Origin of the sequence: Paraburkholderia sp. UYCP14C (genome assembly GCF_004197395.1) — a bacterium.
GTDB lineage: Bacteria > Pseudomonadota > Gammaproteobacteria > Burkholderiales > Burkholderiaceae > Paraburkholderia.
In genome coordinates, this window is sequence record NZ_SELS01000013.1 from 19904 (window position 1) to 37167 (window position 17264).

Annotated in this window: 15 protein-coding genes; 8 read left to right on the forward strand and 7 right to left on the reverse strand. The window is 62.5% G+C overall.

Annotated features, from left to right (window positions below):
• The first annotated feature begins 23 nt into the window (after positions 1 to 23).
• On the forward strand, positions 24 to 953 hold the full coding sequence (locus EVC45_RS14280) for a bifunctional enoyl-CoA hydratase/phosphate acetyltransferase (protein ID WP_248295144.1): 930 nt from the start codon (positions 24 to 26) through the stop codon (positions 951 to 953).
• An 84-nt stretch (positions 954 to 1037) separates the two neighbouring features.
• Here EVC45_RS14280 and EVC45_RS47630 read toward each other — a convergent pair whose 3' ends face one another.
• A complete protein-coding gene (locus tag EVC45_RS47630; RefSeq protein ID WP_306770777.1) occupies positions 1038 to 1163 on the reverse strand; it encodes a hypothetical protein in 126 nt (41 codons plus the stop codon).
• Positions 1164 to 1485: 322 nt separating this feature from the next.
• Here EVC45_RS47630 and EVC45_RS14285 point away from each other — a divergent pair, with 322 nt between their 5' ends.
• Complete coding sequence (locus EVC45_RS14285) at positions 1486 to 2175, forward strand: CBS domain-containing protein (RefSeq protein WP_129958630.1); 690 nt, start codon at positions 1486 to 1488, stop codon at positions 2173 to 2175.
• 28 nt (positions 2176 to 2203) lie between these two features.
• Here EVC45_RS14285 and EVC45_RS14290 read toward each other — a convergent pair whose 3' ends face one another.
• The gene (locus tag EVC45_RS14290) at positions 2204 to 2572 is read right to left on the reverse strand and encodes a hypothetical protein (protein WP_129958631.1); all 369 of its coding nucleotides are present in this window, start codon (positions 2570 to 2572) and stop codon (positions 2204 to 2206) included.
• A 412-nt stretch (positions 2573 to 2984) separates the two neighbouring features.
• Here EVC45_RS14290 and EVC45_RS14295 point away from each other — a divergent pair, with 412 nt between their 5' ends.
• From EVC45_RS14295 to EVC45_RS14310, 4 genes are all read left to right on the forward strand, one after another.
• A complete protein-coding gene (locus EVC45_RS14295; RefSeq protein ID WP_129958632.1) occupies positions 2985 to 4937 on the forward strand; it encodes a DUF47 domain-containing protein in 1953 nt (650 codons plus the stop codon).
• A gap of 140 nt (positions 4938 to 5077) precedes the next feature.
• A complete protein-coding gene (locus EVC45_RS14300; RefSeq protein ID WP_248295145.1) occupies positions 5078 to 6562 on the forward strand; it encodes a PEP/pyruvate-binding domain-containing protein in 1485 nt (494 codons plus the stop codon).
• A gap of 127 nt (positions 6563 to 6689) precedes the next feature.
• Positions 6690 to 7298, forward strand: a complete 609-nt coding sequence (locus EVC45_RS14305) for an NAD(P)H-dependent oxidoreductase (RefSeq protein ID WP_129958634.1) — start codon at positions 6690 to 6692, stop codon at positions 7296 to 7298.
• Between the two features lie 46 nt (positions 7299 to 7344).
• The gene (locus EVC45_RS14310) at positions 7345 to 7575 is read left to right on the forward strand and encodes a hypothetical protein (protein WP_129958635.1); all 231 of its coding nucleotides are present in this window, start codon (positions 7345 to 7347) and stop codon (positions 7573 to 7575) included.
• A gap of 205 nt (positions 7576 to 7780) precedes the next feature.
• Here EVC45_RS14310 and EVC45_RS14315 read toward each other — a convergent pair whose 3' ends face one another.
• Positions 7781 to 8659: a DMT family transporter gene (locus tag EVC45_RS14315; RefSeq protein ID WP_129958636.1), complete on the reverse strand. Its 879-nt coding sequence runs from the start codon at positions 8657 to 8659 to the stop codon at positions 7781 to 7783.
• A 352-nt stretch (positions 8660 to 9011) separates the two neighbouring features.
• Here EVC45_RS14315 and EVC45_RS14320 point away from each other — a divergent pair, with 352 nt between their 5' ends.
• The gene (locus tag EVC45_RS14320) at positions 9012 to 9416 is read left to right on the forward strand and encodes a PPC domain-containing DNA-binding protein (RefSeq protein WP_129958637.1); all 405 of its coding nucleotides are present in this window, start codon (positions 9012 to 9014) and stop codon (positions 9414 to 9416) included.
• 54 nt (positions 9417 to 9470) lie between these two features.
• On the opposite strand, the gene EVC45_RS14325 is transcribed toward EVC45_RS14320, so the two are convergent.
• Entirely contained in the window at positions 9471 to 10082 is a 612-nt protein-coding gene (locus EVC45_RS14325) for a LysE family translocator (RefSeq protein WP_373683020.1), read from the reverse strand.
• 626 nt (positions 10083 to 10708) lie between these two features.
• Between EVC45_RS14325 and EVC45_RS14330 the strand changes: the two genes are divergently transcribed.
• On the forward strand, positions 10709 to 13357 hold the full coding sequence (locus EVC45_RS14330; RefSeq protein WP_129958638.1) for a glycosyl hydrolase family 28 protein: 2649 nt from the start codon (positions 10709 to 10711) through the stop codon (positions 13355 to 13357).
• Positions 13358 to 13487: 130 nt separating this feature from the next.
• On the opposite strand, the gene EVC45_RS14335 is transcribed toward EVC45_RS14330, so the two are convergent.
• The 3 genes from EVC45_RS14335 to EVC45_RS14345 all read right to left on the reverse strand — a co-directional run bounded on the left by EVC45_RS14335 (position 13488) and on the right by EVC45_RS14345 (position 17201).
• The gene (locus EVC45_RS14335) at positions 13488 to 13874 is read right to left on the reverse strand and encodes an MAPEG family protein (RefSeq protein WP_129958639.1); all 387 of its coding nucleotides are present in this window, start codon (positions 13872 to 13874) and stop codon (positions 13488 to 13490) included.
• Between the two features lie 190 nt (positions 13875 to 14064).
• Positions 14065 to 15744 (reverse strand): alkaline phosphatase family protein, encoded by a 1680-nt coding sequence (locus EVC45_RS14340; protein WP_129958640.1) that lies wholly within the window; start codon positions 15742 to 15744, stop codon positions 14065 to 14067.
• 248 nt (positions 15745 to 15992) lie between these two features.
• Complete coding sequence (locus EVC45_RS14345) at positions 15993 to 17201, reverse strand: nucleoside deaminase (protein WP_129958641.1); 1209 nt, start codon at positions 17199 to 17201, stop codon at positions 15993 to 15995.
• Positions 17202 to 17264: the final 63 nt, after the last annotated feature.

Here is a 17264-nt window from a genome sequence, read left to right on the forward strand (position 1 = left end):
CCGCGGCCGAGCGGCTCCCGGGTCTGCTGTGCGCTGACGCTGCGGCCTCGCCCTTGGTGCGACTGGCACGCAACGCCGGTTCGCTGCGGGTGGCCGTCGTGCATCCATGCGATGCGGCGAGTCTCGAAGGATTGCTTGCGGCGGCCGCAGGGCCCGGGGGTGGCCTCATTACGCCGCTCATCGTGGCGCCACGAGTGAAGCTCGACGCGCTTGCGCGCACGTTGCGGGTCGACCTCACCGGCTTCGAAATCGAAGACGTGCCACACAGCCATGCCGCAGCGGCCCGTGCGGTGGAACTGGTCGCGCAGGGCGCGGCCGACGCGCTGATGAAAGGCAGCCTGCACACTGACGAACTGATGAGCGCGGTGCTCGCGCCCGGTTCAGGTTTGTTGACAGATAAACGCGTGTCGCACTGTTTCCTCGTCGAAACGCCCGCGTATGAACGGCCGTTCATCATTACGGACGCCGTCGTCAATATCGTGCCCGATCTCGAGCAGAAGCAGGCAATCGCGCAGAATGCGATCGACCTCGCCCATGCGCTGGGCGTTGCCCGGCCGCGGGTTGCGGTGCTGTGCGCGGTCGAGACGGTCAATCCCCGCATGCGCTCGACCATCGACGCGGCGGCGCTTGCCAAGATGTCCGAGCGCGGGCAACTGACGGGCGCATTGGTCGATGGCCCGCTCGCCTTCGATAACGCCGTTTCCGTTCGCGCTGCGAGGATCAAGGGAATCAAATCGCCCGTCGCGGGGCACGCGGACATCCTGCTCGTGCCGGATCTGGAAGCCGGCAACATGCTGGTCAAGCAACTGGAGTTTCTCGGCGAAGCGGCGAGCGCAGGCCTGGTGGTCGGGACACGCGTGCCGATCATCCTGACGAGCCGGGCGGACAGCCTCGCTGCGCGCGTCAATTCCTGTGCGCTCGCGTCGGCGATCGCCGCGCGGCGTAGCGCTTGATATCCGAAAACCGAAAATTACGAGCAGGTGGTGGCCGCTGGCCGCTGGGAAGCGGCCGTGATCCTTTGTCCGTGGCCGCGGCCGTTAGCGTTGCTCGAGCTCGACGCTTTGTTCGTAGACGGGGACTTCGCAGGACCCGCCGAACTTCTCCGCGATGCGCCGCCGCATCGCATCGGCGGCCGCCGGCTCACCATGCGTGACGAAGGGCAAGCCCGCTTCTTCGAGCAGCTACTTCGACCCAGTGACGGTCTCGCTTGCACCGAGAAAGGTCAGCCTCATGGTTCCTCCGTGGCGCCGCGATGAGTTGGCGCCTCGTTCATTTCAGCGGATTCGGGCTCCTGGCTATTGACGTGGACCATGGGCCGCGCACCGGGGAAAGTAACAAATCGATTCGTCAGTGAAGCCGCCTGCATGCCGAGGCTCGCGGCGCGAGATCGAAGCGACGTTCTCCTTGACGCTCGTCAATTGCATCGGCCGCCTCATGCCTACACTCGTCTGCAACAGGGTAGGTCCCTCGACATGGAGACTCACTATGCAAACCTCGGACATCATGACCACTCCGGTCGTTTCCATCGCACCCGACAGCTCGGTCTACGACGCGGCGAAGCTGCTGACCGAGCACCGCATCAGCGGAATGCCGGTAATCGACGACAACGGCGACGTCATCGGCGTCGTCAGCGAGGGCGATCTGCTTAGGCGCGTCGAAACGGGCACGGAAACGCAGCGCCGCTCATGGCTTGCCGAATTCATGGCGCCCACGCGGGAACTCGCGGCCGAGTATCTGAAGGAATATTCGATCCAGGTGCGCGACGTGATGAGCGCGCCGGCGTTCACGGTAGATCACGCCGCCCCGCTCACCGAGGTCGCCGAACTGCTGGGGCGCAAACACATCAAGCGCCTGCCGGTGCTGCGCGATGGCAAGCTCGTCGGCATCGTCAGCCGGTCCAACCTGGTGCGCGCTCTCGCGAGTTGCGCGCCTGAGCAGCTCGATGCGCAGCCGTCGGACGAACAGATTCGCGATGCAATTGCGAAGGATCTCGATGGACATCGCTGGGCGATGGCCTCCGACGGCCTGATCGTCACGAAAGGTGTCGTGCATTGTTGGGGTGTGGCGCGTTCCGAAAAGGAACGCAAGGCAATACTCGCGGCGGCAGCGCGCGTGCCGGGGGTGAAGGAAGTGAGGGACCACATGGAATGTCCGGGCTTCTTCTCTTCGATGTGAAATGCAGTGCGCGACTCGTCGCGCACCGCTAGCAGGTTCCGACCCGGCTACGACTCGCCTGCAGAAATGGAAAGCCCGCAACGCAAAGCTGGCCTGCGAGGCCGATCGCGCCAGGCACAGTCAAGAAGCCGACAAAGTACTCGAGCACCGTCCTTCTGAACAGAAGCACGGCGGTGCCCAATTCCGCAAGCATCAATACGACCAGGGCGATTGCGCCCATCAGCAAGGCCTCGCTGGTATCTGTCAGCAGGTCGTGCTGGTTCGCGCTCCAGCGCGACAAGTTCCAACTCGCGGCAAGCATGAATGGCACTTCGAGCGATACGGCCGCCGCCTCGCCAAGGCGCGGCACGAGCAGCAGGATGCGAATCGCTCCGAGGGCAAAGCCGATCGCAAACACGAGCAACGCATAGAGGCAGCCCGCTTTGGCGCACACTGTCCACCTCGGCCGGCCATGTGAGCACCGCGTCATGGAGTCTTACGCTTGCGCTGATCTAACAATGACCCGATCGTCTTCGCCCGGATCTGTTCGTCCATGGATCATCTTCCAGTTCGTCAAAGTTCCATCTTGGACCGCCGGCTCATCGGGCGCTTGATGCAAGTCAATTGCCAATGATGAAGCACCTTTCTCAGCATCTCAACGTCGAGCAGATTTTTAAGTCCTGACTGGAGTGCTTCCGCGCTCGCCGTGGCCGACTGCGTCGCCGAGCAATTGATGCAGGTCAATCGGCTCGCTGAATCGTCTTAGCCGTCAGATAAACGTCATATTGACGATTGAGACTGAACCCATTCGCTTACCGCGGGTAGTCACCATGCAAAAGACCGAGGCGATCAACGTGCTGGGAGAGCGCAGCTTGCTGCTGCCGGGTTGGATCCGGGCGGCGCTCGCTGCCAACGACCGCGTGAAGTTGTATCTGAGCGTGCTTCAGGCTGCATTGGCGCACGCCGACGATGCCAACACCGACGCACTGGACCTGAGCGCGGAAATGGCGGCCGCACATGTCGATATGCCCTGGCTTCGTGACATGCCGAGCGGTTCAGCGCTCGTCAACGACGAATTGCTTGTGCCGGATCTGCGTCGTCTGCTGCAACGACTTGGCGAGGATCTCGCTACGATGGCCAAGCCGTTGCGTGGATCGGCCTATGACGTGCCCGCTCTGCGAGATCGTATTCAAGGCTGGCAGGCCGAACTGGAATCGATGGGAGGCGAGCGGATCAGCCGCGCCCAATTGCAGGCGCTGACGCGCGGCCGCAATGACGCCGGCGCCGACGGCCTGCACTGGCTGATCATGGATCTGCATCGCGCGCTGAACAAGCTGGCCGGCTCGCTCTCGAGCGAAGAAATCGATGGCGCGCACGTATGGCAACTTCAGCCGGCCGACCGCAGACTCGTCGTCGCTTTTATGCGTGGGTTGAACCGCACGGCGCCGTTGAAGTTCGATCACCCGGGACTCGAGACGGCTGCCACACGCGACGGTGACCGGGTACTGCTGCAGAACGACATCGGCACCAATGACGCGCATGTGCTGGTCATTCAGATCGAGAACCGGACAGTCACGCTGAGCTATGCCGATCTCCACCGCCCACGGTTTGAATTCCTCCAGACCCTTCTTGCCCCGGTGGGGGCCCATTGGACCGGAGTGCAATCGAAGGTGGAGGCCACGCTCAACGAGGGCGCTGCTTACACGTTCGGCACTGCGCGCTTTGATTGCGCCGACGACCCGGCTCTCGAGACGACCCTGGAAACCATCGGCTCGCGCATCGTGTTCCTCATCGACTGGAACCGGGCACGCAAGCGGCTGCTGCCTTTTGTGGGCAAGGACATCGCGATCGCAGTGCTGATCGAATCCGCGCAAAGCGAGGCCGGGCACATGGCATGGTTGAAGGCGGGCGGCGAAGCGCTGATCTACGCGGCCATGCAGGATGTGGGACAAGGTGTGTTCCGGATCGGTGACCGGCTCGATGCAATATTGGGAGCCCACGACGCGAAAGCATTTCTGGTCGACGTTCTGCAAACCGCCAGTCGCGAGCTACTCGGTGGGCATCCCGTGGCACTCGTCGCGGATGAGACACGCCTGCTGCTTGCGAGGAGGATGCGGCAGCACAACAGCGAATTCGAATTGCTCGAGGAACACGCGGCCTACTGCAATGCGCTGGCGCAAGCGGTATCCGACGGGCTGATGCATGACGTGGCCGCCGGGGCGGACGCGGAAGCGGTCCGTGCGCTGGCGGCGAGAGCCAAAGTGTGGGAGCGGCAGGCAGACCATCTGGTGATGCGCGCGCGTGAGCAAGCCCATCGGCAACCGCGCTGGCAGCCGTTCGCCCATTTGCTCGAACTTTCCGATGACGTTGCCGACGCTCTGGAGGAAGCAGCGTTTCTGATGTCCTTGATCGCCGAAGGTCATCAGCGCGATTGGGACGACGAGGTCAGAAGCGCGCTATCGGGTCTTGCGCAAACCGTGTTGCTGGCGACGCAAGAGCACGTGAAGGCGCTATCCATCGCGCGCTGTCTCGGCGATTCGAGTGACACGTTGGACACTGACGGTTTCCTGGCCGCGTTATGGAATGTTTTGCGTTCTGAACGCCAGTGTGATGAATTGCTGCGTGCTGCCCGGCGCGCCATTCTCGCCGTGGTGCTCGATGCGCCTACGCTGATGCTCGCCAATGACCTGGCGAGCACGCTGGAAACAGCGTCGGATCGTCTTCTCGTTGCAGGGTATGCGCTGCGCGATGTCGCTTTTGGTAAGGCAGGAGTAGGCGCATGAATGAACGTGCATTTTATGGTCCGCCACCGCTGTGTGAAAGCGTCTATCTGATCGGCTGCAAAGCGGCGCAGTGCGCTAACGTGGATCCGCCGCGTGTATCGACGGACGAGATTGGCAGCAAGGCCCACAATCTTGCACGCATGGCTGATCTTGGCCTTCCCGTGCCGCCTGCATTCGTACTCGGTACGCCCTACTGCAGGGACGATGCGTTGCGAAAAGCCGCAACTTCGAGCGCGGTGTGGGGCGGCGCACTTCAGGAACTCGAGCGGACAACCGGCAAGCGCTTCGGTGATACGAGACAGCCTCTCCTTCTTTCGGTGCGCTCGGGAGCACCCATTTCGATGCCGGGCATGATGGATACGCTGCTCGACATCGGAGTCTGCGATGCGACGATCGCAGGATTGTTGCGTCAGACCGGCAATCCGCGCCTTGTCTGGGATACCTATAGCAGGCTCGTCGCGAGCTATGGAGAACTGGTCGCGAATGTCCCTGCGAAAGTTTTCGAAACTGAACGCGAGGCGATTGCCGGTGAGCGCGACGAACAGACGCTCGATTTTGCCGAACTACGCGAGCTCACACATCGTTGCCTTGTCGTGTACGAGCGCGCAAGCGGTCAGCCGTTTCCACAGGATCCGCGGCATCAACTGGCGGGTGCGATAGACGCGGTGCTCCGAAGCTGGCAGTTGCCGAAAGCCGTCGCGTACCGAAGCCGATGCGGTATCGGCGATGCGATCGGCACGGCCGTAACGATACAGGCAATGGTGTTTGGCAATGCTGGCGGTCGTTCGGGCGCTGGAGTCGGGTTTACGCGCGATCCAGTGAACGGCGAGCCGAGTCTCTGGGTGGATTTCCTGTTCAATGCTCAGGGAGAGGACGTCGTGTCCGGCAGACGGAGCGCCCGAGGCCATCAGGAACTGGCCCGAACCATGCCGGCTGTCTGGGCGTCGCTACGGGACGCCGCGGCAAAGCTCGAGCGGGCGTTCGGCGACATGCAGGACTTCGAGTTCACCGTGCAGGATGGTTGCCTCTATATGCTGCAAGCCCGCAACGGCAAGCGCACGCCGCAAGCGGCCGCACGGATTGCGCTGGACATGCTCGACGAAGGCATCATCACCACGGCCACCGCTCGTGAACGCACAAAGGAACTCAGCCCCGCTGATTTGGTGCGTACCCGTATTGCGGCGCCGGATGGTCACTCGCTGATCCCGCTCGCACACGCTGCGAGCGCGACGAGCGGGGTGGCGATGGGAGAAATCGCGCTGGACGAGGCACGCGCGCGCGAACGCCACGCCGCTGGGGCCGCTGTGATCCTGGTGCGCCGCGACGCCGAGACCGACGACATCGCTGCCCTCGACATTGCGTCGGGACTGCTGACACAACGGGGCGCGCGGACTTCGCATGCGGCTGTCGTGGCTCGGCAACTCGGCAAGGTTTGCCTCGTAGGCTGCGCGATGCGGCTCGATGAGCCGACTCGCAGGCTCCAGATCGGGGAAACATGGATGCGTGAGGGGGACCTTGTGACCCTTGATAGCAGCGACGGCTCAGTCTATGCCGGCGCCGTGCAGACCATCGTCGAACCGCTAGTCGAATTGCAGTCCCGTCTCGCACGACTGCGGGCACCGTGACGGGCGCGATTTGCGGGCAATGCTCGCATCGTTGATGTGTGTCAATCGGGTGGCTGCCGGGACGCGCACGATGATCCTGTCCGCGCGCAATGACGCCGCGCGGCGCGTTTCGAGAGGAGCCCCTGCCATGCAGAAACACCTGATCGTGGTCGCGCACCCGGTGGAAGACAGCTTCACCATGAGCGTGACGCGCGCCTACCTTGGGGAACTGGTCCGGATAGGCCATGACGTGCGCGTTCACGACCTGTACCGGATGGGGTTCGATCCCGTGCTTTCCGCGCAGGAATTGACCGAGGGCATCGATGCGCGCCTTCGCATGGCCGACGTCCTGATCGCGCAGAAAGACGTTCTCGCGGCGGATGTCTTGACCGTCATCTATCCACTCTGGTGGATGGCGATGCCGGCGATGATGAAAGGCTACATTGACCGCGTGTTCAGCCGGGGGTTCGCGTATGAGACGCAACCGGACGGCGTGCACGGTCTGCTGTCAGGGCGCCGCGCCGTCGTGGTGACCGTCTCGGCCGCACCGCTGGCTTCTTTCGTTGAGGACGGCCGATGGCAAGCGATGCAGCTGCTGCAGGATACCCATGTTTTCCGCGCATCCGGTTTCGACCTGATCGGGCACCTGCATTTCGACGAAGTCGGCCCGGCCACGCCGCCTGCGATGGCTGCCAGTCGTTTCGCGCAGGTGCGTGAATTCGTTCGCGGGCATTTCGCGTCGGTGCCGGCGGCGTGAGTGACAGGTCACGGGCCAGACGTGGCCGCAACGCGGGAGCACTGCCATGTATCGCTTCTTTCGCAGATTCGAACGGTTGGCGTTCGGCATCGTGACGGTCTCGGCCATCGTATGCGCGGGGATTCTCGTCATCCACCGGTTCGGTGATGTGTCGGTGCCCGATTTCGTGTCCCGGGGCGCGGCGGATCCCCGTTTCCCGTTCGTGTTCGTTTGCGAGGACGTGAACGAGATGGACTCGTGCGAACAGATGCAGGCCGGGCGGACCGCGGCGGAATGAACGCCGGAGCGCTCATCCGGCGGCTAGACATCCACGGCTGAAGCCATTGGCGTTGACGCGCGCGCAACTCTCGGATTGCCGACGGTGGAAGCATCGAGCGGCCAGGCGGCAGCCTGTCGGATCAGCGAACTCCCACTCCCGATCCTCCACGGCCGGGCGTTATATTCCGTTCAAAATCCCGCAAAACAATAAGCATGAAAGGCGATTACCGAGTTCGCGGTGATGCATGCACGACCATCGTGCCGATTCCACTGATCACGATTACAGCCATCCCTACGATGGTCCATAGGTCCGGAATCTTACCGAACAGCAGCCAGCCAAAGAAAGTGGCGAAGGCAAGCTGCGCATAGCCGAACGGAGTCAGCACGGCAAGCGGCGTTCTTCGCAAGGCCTGAAGCATAAGGAGATGACCCGAAGTGGCAAGCGACGCCATCAAAATGACCAATAACCAGCTTCCCGCCTTCACGTCATGAATTGTGGGAAGAAGAGCAGCCTGATCGACCCATAAAAGCGACGCTAGTGCGATGCTCGCTATCAGGGCTGTGAAGAAATTGGTCGTAACGGGGTCGCCAGCCATCGACAACTTGCTTGAGACAACCTGGAAACACGCAAAGGTTGTGGCAGCACCGATAGGAAACGCTACTGCCCAACTGAACTGGCCGCTTCCGGGCCTGACGACGATCAGCATCCCGACGAAGCCAAGCGTAACCATGAACCACTTTGCCTTGGAGACTTCCTCGTTGAGCAGAGTCGCCGCGAGCAACGTTGAAATGAGTGGTGCCATCATCGCCAGCGACGTGGCGACTGGTAATGCCAACAGACGCAAGCCGGCAAACGTGCAGGCTGAATTGAGAAGCAGGAGAAACGCACGCAACACCTGGAGCCTCAGCGTGCCGATGTGCCCGAAACGACTCATGCCGTGTCTGGCCTGCCAGGCGCCAAGGGCGATTGTCTGGAAGATGTAGCGTCCAAGAAGAATGGCTGTCAACGGGACCGCTGTCCCGATGACCTTGACGACGGAATCACTTGCAGCGAACGTCGCGGTCGTGACTACCATCAGGGCGACGCCGGCTTCGGCTGTCATTGGGACGTTTGCTAAGCGGTTGAGAACCATACAATCTTCGATGCGCCGCCCCTTGGCAGGCAGAGGTTGAGACCGGTAAAAACTGTCGGCGAACGTTCTTGCCGATAGTGATTGGCGTCGCTTTCGAGCGTGGAATCGTGCATTGAAATTCCGTGCGTCACGATGGCTGTACGATGCCTTGAAGCCGGTGACATGCAGGGACCTCGACCATCAATGTGCATAGGCAACACACAACATAAGCGAGTGCACGGTGTTTGCACGTCACTATATTAGCAAGAGGCGCCCGTGAGATACTTCCTCTCCTCACGCACGCATAACCCGCCGCGTCTACCGCATTCAAACTGTCCCAGGCATGCAAGCCCATCCTCTGCGACTCAGTCCCGGCGACGACCTTCGCGTCGCCGTCGAAGACGCGCTTCGCCAACGCAAACTGCAAGCCGCCTTCGTCGTCCAGGGTATCGGCAGTCTCCACGTTGCGGCGTTGAGATTCGCTGGCGCGGACGCGCCGACGGAAATCCGCGGCGACCTCGAGATATTGACCCTCGCAGGCTCGGTCTCGCCCGATGGCGCTCATCTGCACATGTCGATCGCGGATGCGCGCGGACAGGTGTTTGGCGGTCATGTGGCGCGCGGCTGCACGGTACGCACCACCGCCGAGTTGTTGCTCGTGTCGGTTCCAGGCTATTCGTTCGCGCGGGAGCCCGATCCGCAGACGGGTTATATGGAACTGGTGATTCGTGGTGGCGGCGCGCCGTAGCCCGGTTCCACCTGATCACGCGAAGGCGGCATCACGTTGCGCGCCGCTAGCCGTTCAACGTCCCGCCAACATCCGCCCGCCGACTCCCACCAACAGTACACCCGCCGCCGTATCGAGCACGGCCTTGCGCCGAACCAGCGTGCGCCGAACCGCCGGATGCGATGCAAGCAACGCCATCGCGCAGTACCACGCGCACGAGATGCCGATCGACAGCGCCACGACCGCGATATCGAGCCACAGCGGCGCATGCGCCGGCACCATCAACGCGAAGATGCTGCCGTAGAACGCGACGGATTTCGGGTTCGTCATGCTGACGAAATAGCCTTTCTTCGTCGCGGCCCAACCGGACGCGGTGCTGTTGACGTCCGCGGACAACGGCCGCCGCGCGGTCACGATCATCTTGATGCCTAGCCAGATCAGGTAGAGCGCGCCGGCGATGCGCAGCACGGCCCCGAGCCAGCTGACGTGCGTGACGATCAGACTCAGTCCCGCGATCGCAATCAACGCCCACGTGCCGGACGCGGCGGCGAGCCCAAGGCCGGTCATCATGCCGGCGCTGCGCGACGCAACGGCCGTCGACGTGACGATCAGAAAGTTGGGTCCCGGGCTCGCGACGCTGAGCAACAGGACGCCCGCAAGCGCAAGCAGGATGTTGACGGAATGCAAGATGAATCCCCTGTGGTGGGCTGGGTGTGGGTTCGAGCGACCGCCCCGACTTTCATCATACCGGCGCAGCTTCATGCGTCGTCGCCGCCGGTGCGCGCGCACATGCGCTTGCGCGCAGGCATCCCTTTGTAACATTTGACCTTTCGATGCGCTTCCGACCCTCTGACCGCGTCCCTGATATTGGGAGGTCGGGTTTACTGTAATTGAAAGAGCGCCGCCTTCTAAAGCATGATCCGTCGTACGTTGTACGATGAATTTAATTGTTGCCCGACAACCTGATCCGCGAGCATGCGGAGACGATTGTCTGCGAGCCCGTCGCGTGGCCGGTTCGCAACCAGAAAATAACCTTCGAGGCGCAGGCCCAAGCTGGGCCAAGCACCACCTCTGCCATGCGCTCTTGAGATCCGGCTTGGGGCTGGGTCGTTGCGTCGATATAAGTTGCGCGATGTTTGGTTTTCGGCCGTCGCGCGTCGAGTGGAAGCTCCGGATTTGAGGTTATAACTTATACGATGTCTTATAACAAACATTGATGCTCCACATGCCCTGACGCCTTCCCGTCGCATTCGCGCGAGGAGAGCGAGGCCTGCCAGGAACACGCACTGGACCCACTCCCAAGGAGATAACTTATGAAGATGCGCTCAGTCCGAGAGTTTGGTGTACTCGGCCTGTTTGTTTTGACCGTCGCCGGTTGCGGTGCGGGCAATAACATTTCAGGTTCCAGTACCGGCTCGACCACGCCACCCACCAACCCGACCTCGCCGGCGTCCCCCGTCTGGACGCCCGGCCGCTACGCGGGCGATACGAATCTGCCGGATTCGCCGTCGTTGCCCGCCGACACGCAGGTGTGCTCGACGCTCCAGGCAGCCAACAACCTGGTGAAGAACGCCGACGGCTCGCTGCCGGTCAGCTCGGACCCGACGCCGGCCGCTTACGGCGGCGCGACCACCGCGTTGAACAACCCCGACCAGGCGCGCATTCAGGCCGCGCTCGACGCGTGCGGCGCCGCCGTGGACGCGGAAGTCGGCGCGAAGATCACGCAGGCCGATCAGCAGGCAGCCGCCACGCAGCAGGCGGCCAATAACGCAAACGTCAACATCGCGGGGGCATCGAGCGAAACGCTGTCGAACCCTTCCTACAAGGCCACCAAGTTCGCGGTGCGTCTCGTCAAGAACAGCAGCGGCGCGGGCAACGCGTTCCTGAGCGGTCCGCTGGTTCTGCCGTCGGGCGTCACGTTGTGGGTCGACGACGGCGTCACGCTGTTCGCGAGCCGCGACGTGGTCGTCTACGACAAGACCGCGGCGGATCGGCCGAATGCGATCACCTGCGGCGCCGCGATCAACAATCCGGCAGGGCTTCCCGCTCCGGCTGGCACCGCCAATGCGGGCGCGGCGACCATCTCGGGCACGAGCGGCATGCAGAACTGCTATCCGCTGATCCGCGGCACGCATACGGTCAACGCGTCGATCATGGGCACGGGCTCGATCGATGCGCGTGGCTACATGCCGCTCATCAGCTCGTCGCCGCAGTATCCGATGATCCGCTGGGCCACTGGCGTCACCGAGGCGTTCACGTATTCGGGCAACAACATCAGCGGCGTGACGACGCCGAAGTTCAGCTGCACGAACACGATCGCCGCTTACCGCGCAGGCACGCTCGCGCCGGAAGGCACCGCTTGCGACGTGGTCACCGCGATGGGCAAGACGACGCTGACCACGCCGGCCGTCACCTATGTGGTGAACCGCCAGGCAACCAGCATCCCGAGCGGCTACACGGTCAACGGCGGCGGTTGTACCGCGGGCACGGCCGGTTGCGCACGCTGGGTGACGGCAAGCTGGTGGGATATCTCGTACCACGGCAATAAGGACATCGGCGGCGGCCCGTACAGCTTCCAGGGCAACCCCGGCATGCTGTGGATGCAGCAGTCGAAGAACCTGTCGCTGTATCAGATCACGTTGCGCAACAGCACGTTCTTCACCGTCGAAGCGGACGGCGTGGACGGCTTCACCGTGTGGGGCATCAAGATCATCACGCCGTTGCTGCCGGATGCGGCCAACCAGGCGGCGGTCGGCATGAACAACGACGGCTTCGACGGCGTCAGCGGTTCGTACTCGCATCTCTATACGGGCGCGACGATCGATGCCAGCTCGACCGGCGTGAAGAACACCGACGGTGTCGACCCGAGCGTTGCGGCAGGTCCGGAACACGCGGCTCTCGGCACGGGCAGCAAGACGACGTCCTCGGGACAGGTGTACTTCGACGGCTACGTGAAGAACGTCGCGATCGTGTACAACTTCCTGAGCCCGTCCGACGACAACGTCGCGTTCAAGGGCGGTCTGCAGGATCCGCGTCCGGCATCGGCACACGGCGCGACGACGGCGGCCAACATGCTGTGGGCCATCGACGGTAACCGCGACGTTTCGTCGAACCGCACGTACGGCATCACGGTTGCGCACAACCACAACTACAACGGCCATGGTCTGTCGATCGGCAGCCCGACGAATGCAGGTGTGCGCAACATTCACTTCTACGACAACTACTTCGACAATATCTACGACGGCAGCACCTCGTCGACGGATATGGGCGTCGTGGGCCTGCGTATCAAGAGCGGTCAGGCACGCGGCGGCGACGTCAGCAACATCTACTACGACGGCGCATGTATGCGTGGTGTGAAGGACTTCCTCGTGTTCGACATGTACTACACGGGCCCGAGTGCTGATCCGATCTCGTACACGGGGCTGGGCTGGTTGCCGCCGAGCTTCCACGACATCAACCTCAGCAACATCCGCATGATGAACATCCCGGCCAACAAAGCTGCGAGCAAGACCGGCGGCGGCGGCCTGACCTTCCGTGGTCTGCATGCCGACACGGCTTACGCCAATACGCAGAGCGTGATCCAGCTGAACCTGGATAACGTGGTCGCGGACAAGGACGTCGCGATGTCGATTGCGAACCTGAGCAAGCCTGTCGTGAACATCGGCGCGCTCGATGGCTCGACGCAATCGAAGGCCGCCAACGCCACGCTGAACCTGGGCGCCAACGTGAGCCTGATCGGTTCGTCGATGGCACACGGCACGGGCGGTATCCTGACGAACACGTCGAGCGGCGCGGGCAAGTACACGACCCCGACGAACACGTTGAACCTGACCGTCAATGGCAGCGACGACGCTGGCGCGGCGGGCGACACGGATCCGGCGGCCACGATCGTCTCGCAGAACGCGAAGATGCAGCTGTGCGATCAGGCTGCGTCCTGGCCGGTGTTCCCGAATGTGAAGTAAGCGTGGTTGCTTGAAAGACCAGGACCCGCGGTGTCAGGCTGCGGGTCTTCTTGAAGCCTCACGGGTGACCGTGGGGCTTTTTTCTTTTGGGGTAGGGCGGTTGTGTGTATCGATGCAGCCGCTAACCGGCTCACCGCCACAACGCCAGACACAACCCAATCCCCGCCGCATATGTCCCGACCGCACCGACGAACCGCAACGGATTAGGCTTGGCCATCGTCGGAAATGCAACCAGCCCGACGACGAGCAAGCACCGGCACACGGTCGCGATGACCATCAGCGACACGGTCACCACGGACGGCGATCTCGCGCCGAGAAAGAGAAACAGCACCGCGAGAAACGGCGCATATTCCGCCGTATTGCCATGGGCCCGCACCAGCTTGTGCAGCAGATTGGCGGGATCGTCGGCACAGCCCGACGTGGCGCCTTCCCGGAAGCGCATCATCGACACCGACAAGCCGAGGCCGAACAACAGCAGCCCCAACACCGCTACACATCCGAGCGCAATGTTGTTCATGGCAACGCGGCTCCTCGTCAGGCAATCGACGCACACCTGTCGGGTGACATCATGCGACTCCTATCCTATTTCCGTACGCGCCGGCACGCGAGGTCCGCACGGCTGGCGCCGGCAAAAACGACTGCGCCGCGATCGTTACAGCACTGATCGCGGCGCAGTTCGCTACTCAAATACGGCGACTACCCAGTACTCAGTCGCGATCGGATTCCGGCAGCGGACGCGTGCCTTCGAGCGCGACCGAATTCAGCAGCTGAGGGTTCAGATCGAGCAGACGCAAGATCGTCGGTGCGACCTGCGTGGTCAGCACGCGCTCGTCGTTGACCTGTCCGGCGTGATGCGAATGAGGCACGTACATCACGAGACCCAGATGGCTGTCGTCGGGCGCGTTGCCGCCATGCTCTTCATCCTTCGACGTGCTCGACGTGTAGATGACGCCCGGATTCGGCTGAACGATGATGTCCGGCGTGCGGCCGCGCGACGGATCGCCGAACCGGTTCGCCAGTTGCGGGCCCGACAGGATGTACGCCTGCGGGCCGTCCGCGCAAATGCCCGGCGCGTTGCAGCTCAGATTGTCTTTCAGGGTCTTCACGACAGCGGCCGCCTGGCTTTGATCCCGCAGCCAGATCAGACCGACGTCGTCGGTCTGCACGAAGCCGGTGCCGACGAGTCCGGTGCCGTCGTTGAGGTTGCCGCTCTTCGTCGCGGCCTGCCCAAAATTACCCGCCGAATCCAGGTAGTTGCTGGTTTCGAGCAGCTTGGTGAGCGTATCGCCGTTCTTCACGAGCTTCGAATGATCGGTCGGCGACTGGCCATGCTTCGCGGTCACGATGATCGCCGTCGACGAATAGAGACCGGTCTCCTTCAGTTCGGACACGATGCGTCCCAGCGCGTCGTCGAGATACGCGATCGCGCCGGTGACCTGTGGACCCGGCGTGAAACTCGCATCGAGATAGCCGCCGCCCGTCGCGACCGTGGCCTTCTGCGCGACGCTCAGCGTCTGGAAGTTGGCGCCGAACACGGTCGGGACCGGGACGCTCTTCTTACCGGTCGAATCCTTGCCGTTGATCTCGCGGAGCAGCGATCGCACATGGTAGTTGTCGAACTTCTCCGTGTGCGTGTACGTGTCGAGGTAGTACGTGTTGGTATCCGGATCGATCGAATTTATTTCGGTGCGCGAAAGATCGTCGACGCCCGCGCCGGACGGTCCGTTGAGCCAGTCGTAGCCCCACGCGTGTTTGTCGGCCCAGGCGGTGCGCGCGCCTTTCACGTTGCCCTTGATCACTTCGAAGACCGTGTTGGTCTTCAGATAGTTATGCGGATAGACGGGCGTACAGACGCCATTGACGAGCGCATTCGGAATCGCTTGGGGATTGAACGCGCCGCCGCCGTCGAGATGGATCAGCGCGCCGCCGTTCTCGCCGTCGATACCGGTCGTTTCATCGAAGACGACGTTCCAGCCGGTCGGGCCCGTGCAATTGGTATCGGACGGTGCATAGAGCGTGCGGTCGTAGGAGACGTCGTAGAACAGGCCCGCCGACTTCGGCGAGCCGCCGGTCACGAGCGCGGCGAGGCCCGGAAACGAATCCGACAGTCCCGGCGTGTGCGCGTTCGTATAGGTGGTGCCCGACTTCGCGAGCAGCGCCAGGTTGGGGCACGTGTTCTCGCCGATGCAACGCGCGACGTCCTGCTGATGCAGACCGTCGAAGCTGATCAGCAGCACGTGCTTGACCGACGTGCGATCGCGATCGTTGTCGCGGCCGTGGTCGTGATCGTCGCCGGCGGTCGCGACTGCCGAGTACAGCCCTGCAAGCAAGACGACGGCTGCGCACATTGCGCTTTGCTTACGCTTCCATTTCGTGATCGGTTTCATGTCTCGTCCTTTTGTTTGACAACGAATTTGGGTAAAGCCGGACGAATTTGAACCGTTAAAAAGTCATTTGCGTGAACTGGGGTTTTTATTTGGTAATACTGAGCTCTTAAGGTTTTGTTAAGCTAAGCGTGATCCATCTGGGGCGCATGCGCGGTGCGTGATGTGCGTGAGCCATCGCGCATAAAAAACGGCGCGGTTTATCGCAACCCGTGCCGCTTCGCTGCTCGGTAGTCAAATACCGCCAGGTGTCATCCCAATGAGTGAATCAACGCTTGATCCGTCACCTGCACGGGCCGGACCTTGATCGTTTGACTATAGAGCGGCGGCAGCGTCGTGCAAAACTCATCGAGATCGTGTTGCGGCATGCCGGGCTTCACGTATTGCAAAGGTGATGGATTCTCCTGGGTCAGCGGACCTTCCATCGTCGAACCGTATGCGCCGAGTTCGAGCAAGCCTTGCGATTCGCTGTCAGGGCCGAGTGCCATCACGAACGTGCAGTATTTCGGATGACCCAGATACTTGAGCACGTCCGGAACGTTCTGGCTGAGCAGCTTGCTGCGAAGCTGCGCATAGCTGCGCGTGACTTCGAGAAAGGCGCGCCGGATTTTCGACAGCCCCTCGGCGCCCGGCAGACATAGCAGCAGATAGCCCCGGTTGTCGAGCATCGCGACCGCGTGCCCCGTGCCGCCGTTCTTCAGGTCCTCGGCCACCCCTTCCTTCAGGAACGGCGCGAGCCCCGCATCCGGCACGAACGCCTTCGCCGCCCGGTATTGCAGCGCTTGGCCGTAATGCGTGTTGAGTTCCTGAATGATCGGGCTCGCCGGCGGTAAGGTGCCGATGTCGAGCAGTTGATCGTGCGGCAGATCGTCGTTGATCTTGTCCCTGATCTGGCTGAGCGTCGCGGCGAAGATGCTGCCGCAGAGCGCGACGGTTTTGCCGTCGAGCTTGCTGCCATCCGGCAACGGAGGAATGTTCAGCGAACCCTGCCGCGCGCGATTGAAGCAGCCGCCGTCTTCCACCTCGGGGTAGGCGAACGTGTTGATGGCCTGGGTGCGCGTGGAGCCCCGCAGCGACGGAAATGTGAACTTCTTGTCGTAGTTGATGCCGGCGTAGGTATCCAGCGCGCCGACCGCGACCTTGAAGCCCGCGGTCAGGATCGCGCCGGCGCACATGCAGCACGGATCGAGCGACGTCACCACCGTCACCTGCTCCGGCGGCGGCAGGCCCAACGCATCCTTGTTCGCGTAGTACCAGTCGACCAGCTGCCGCTCGCCGTGCGCGGTCGGATCGTTGGTGCGGCCGTTCTGGATGACCCGGTTCGACATCTTGTTCAGCACGTTGCCGTTGTCGTCGACGAGCGCGCCACCGACGCTGAACGAGCCTGCGCAGTTCGCCGTCATCGCCTGAAGCGCGGCCAGCGTCATCGCGGATTCCGTCGATGTAACTTTTTCAGCCATGTTGATTCACCTCTGTAGCGCGGATTGAATGCCGACTGCAAAGAGAAGGCAACCCGCGCGGCG

Bases quoted from the DNA above. Each gene is read 5' to 3' on its own strand.
- EVC45_RS14285 (WP_129958630.1), top strand. From the start codon at position 1,486: ATGCAAACCTCGGACATCATGACCACTCCGGTCGTTTCCATCGCACCC.
- EVC45_RS14295 (WP_129958632.1), top strand. From the start codon at position 2,985: ATGCAAAAGACCGAGGCGATCAACGTGCTGGGAGAGCGCAGCTTGCTG.
- EVC45_RS14300 (WP_248295145.1), top strand. From the start codon at position 5,078: ATGGCTGATCTTGGCCTTCCCGTGCCGCCTGCATTCGTACTCGGTACG.
- EVC45_RS14305 (WP_129958634.1), top strand. From the start codon at position 6,690: ATGCAGAAACACCTGATCGTGGTCGCGCACCCGGTGGAAGACAGCTTC.
- EVC45_RS14310 (WP_129958635.1), top strand. From the start codon at position 7,345: ATGTATCGCTTCTTTCGCAGATTCGAACGGTTGGCGTTCGGCATCGTG.
- EVC45_RS14315 (WP_129958636.1), bottom strand. From the start codon at position 8,659: ATGACAGCCGAAGCCGGCGTCGCCCTGATGGTAGTCACGACCGCGACG.
- EVC45_RS14320 (WP_129958637.1), top strand. From the start codon at position 9,012: ATGCAAGCCCATCCTCTGCGACTCAGTCCCGGCGACGACCTTCGCGTC.
- EVC45_RS14330 (WP_129958638.1), top strand. From the start codon at position 10,709: ATGAAGATGCGCTCAGTCCGAGAGTTTGGTGTACTCGGCCTGTTTGTT.
- EVC45_RS14335 (WP_129958639.1), bottom strand. From the start codon at position 13,874: ATGAACAACATTGCGCTCGGATGTGTAGCGGTGTTGGGGCTGCTGTTG.
- EVC45_RS14340 (WP_129958640.1), bottom strand. From the start codon at position 15,744: ATGAAACCGATCACGAAATGGAAGCGTAAGCAAAGCGCAATGTGCGCA.
- EVC45_RS14345 (WP_129958641.1), bottom strand. From the start codon at position 17,201: ATGGCTGAAAAAGTTACATCGACGGAATCCGCGATGACGCTGGCCGCG.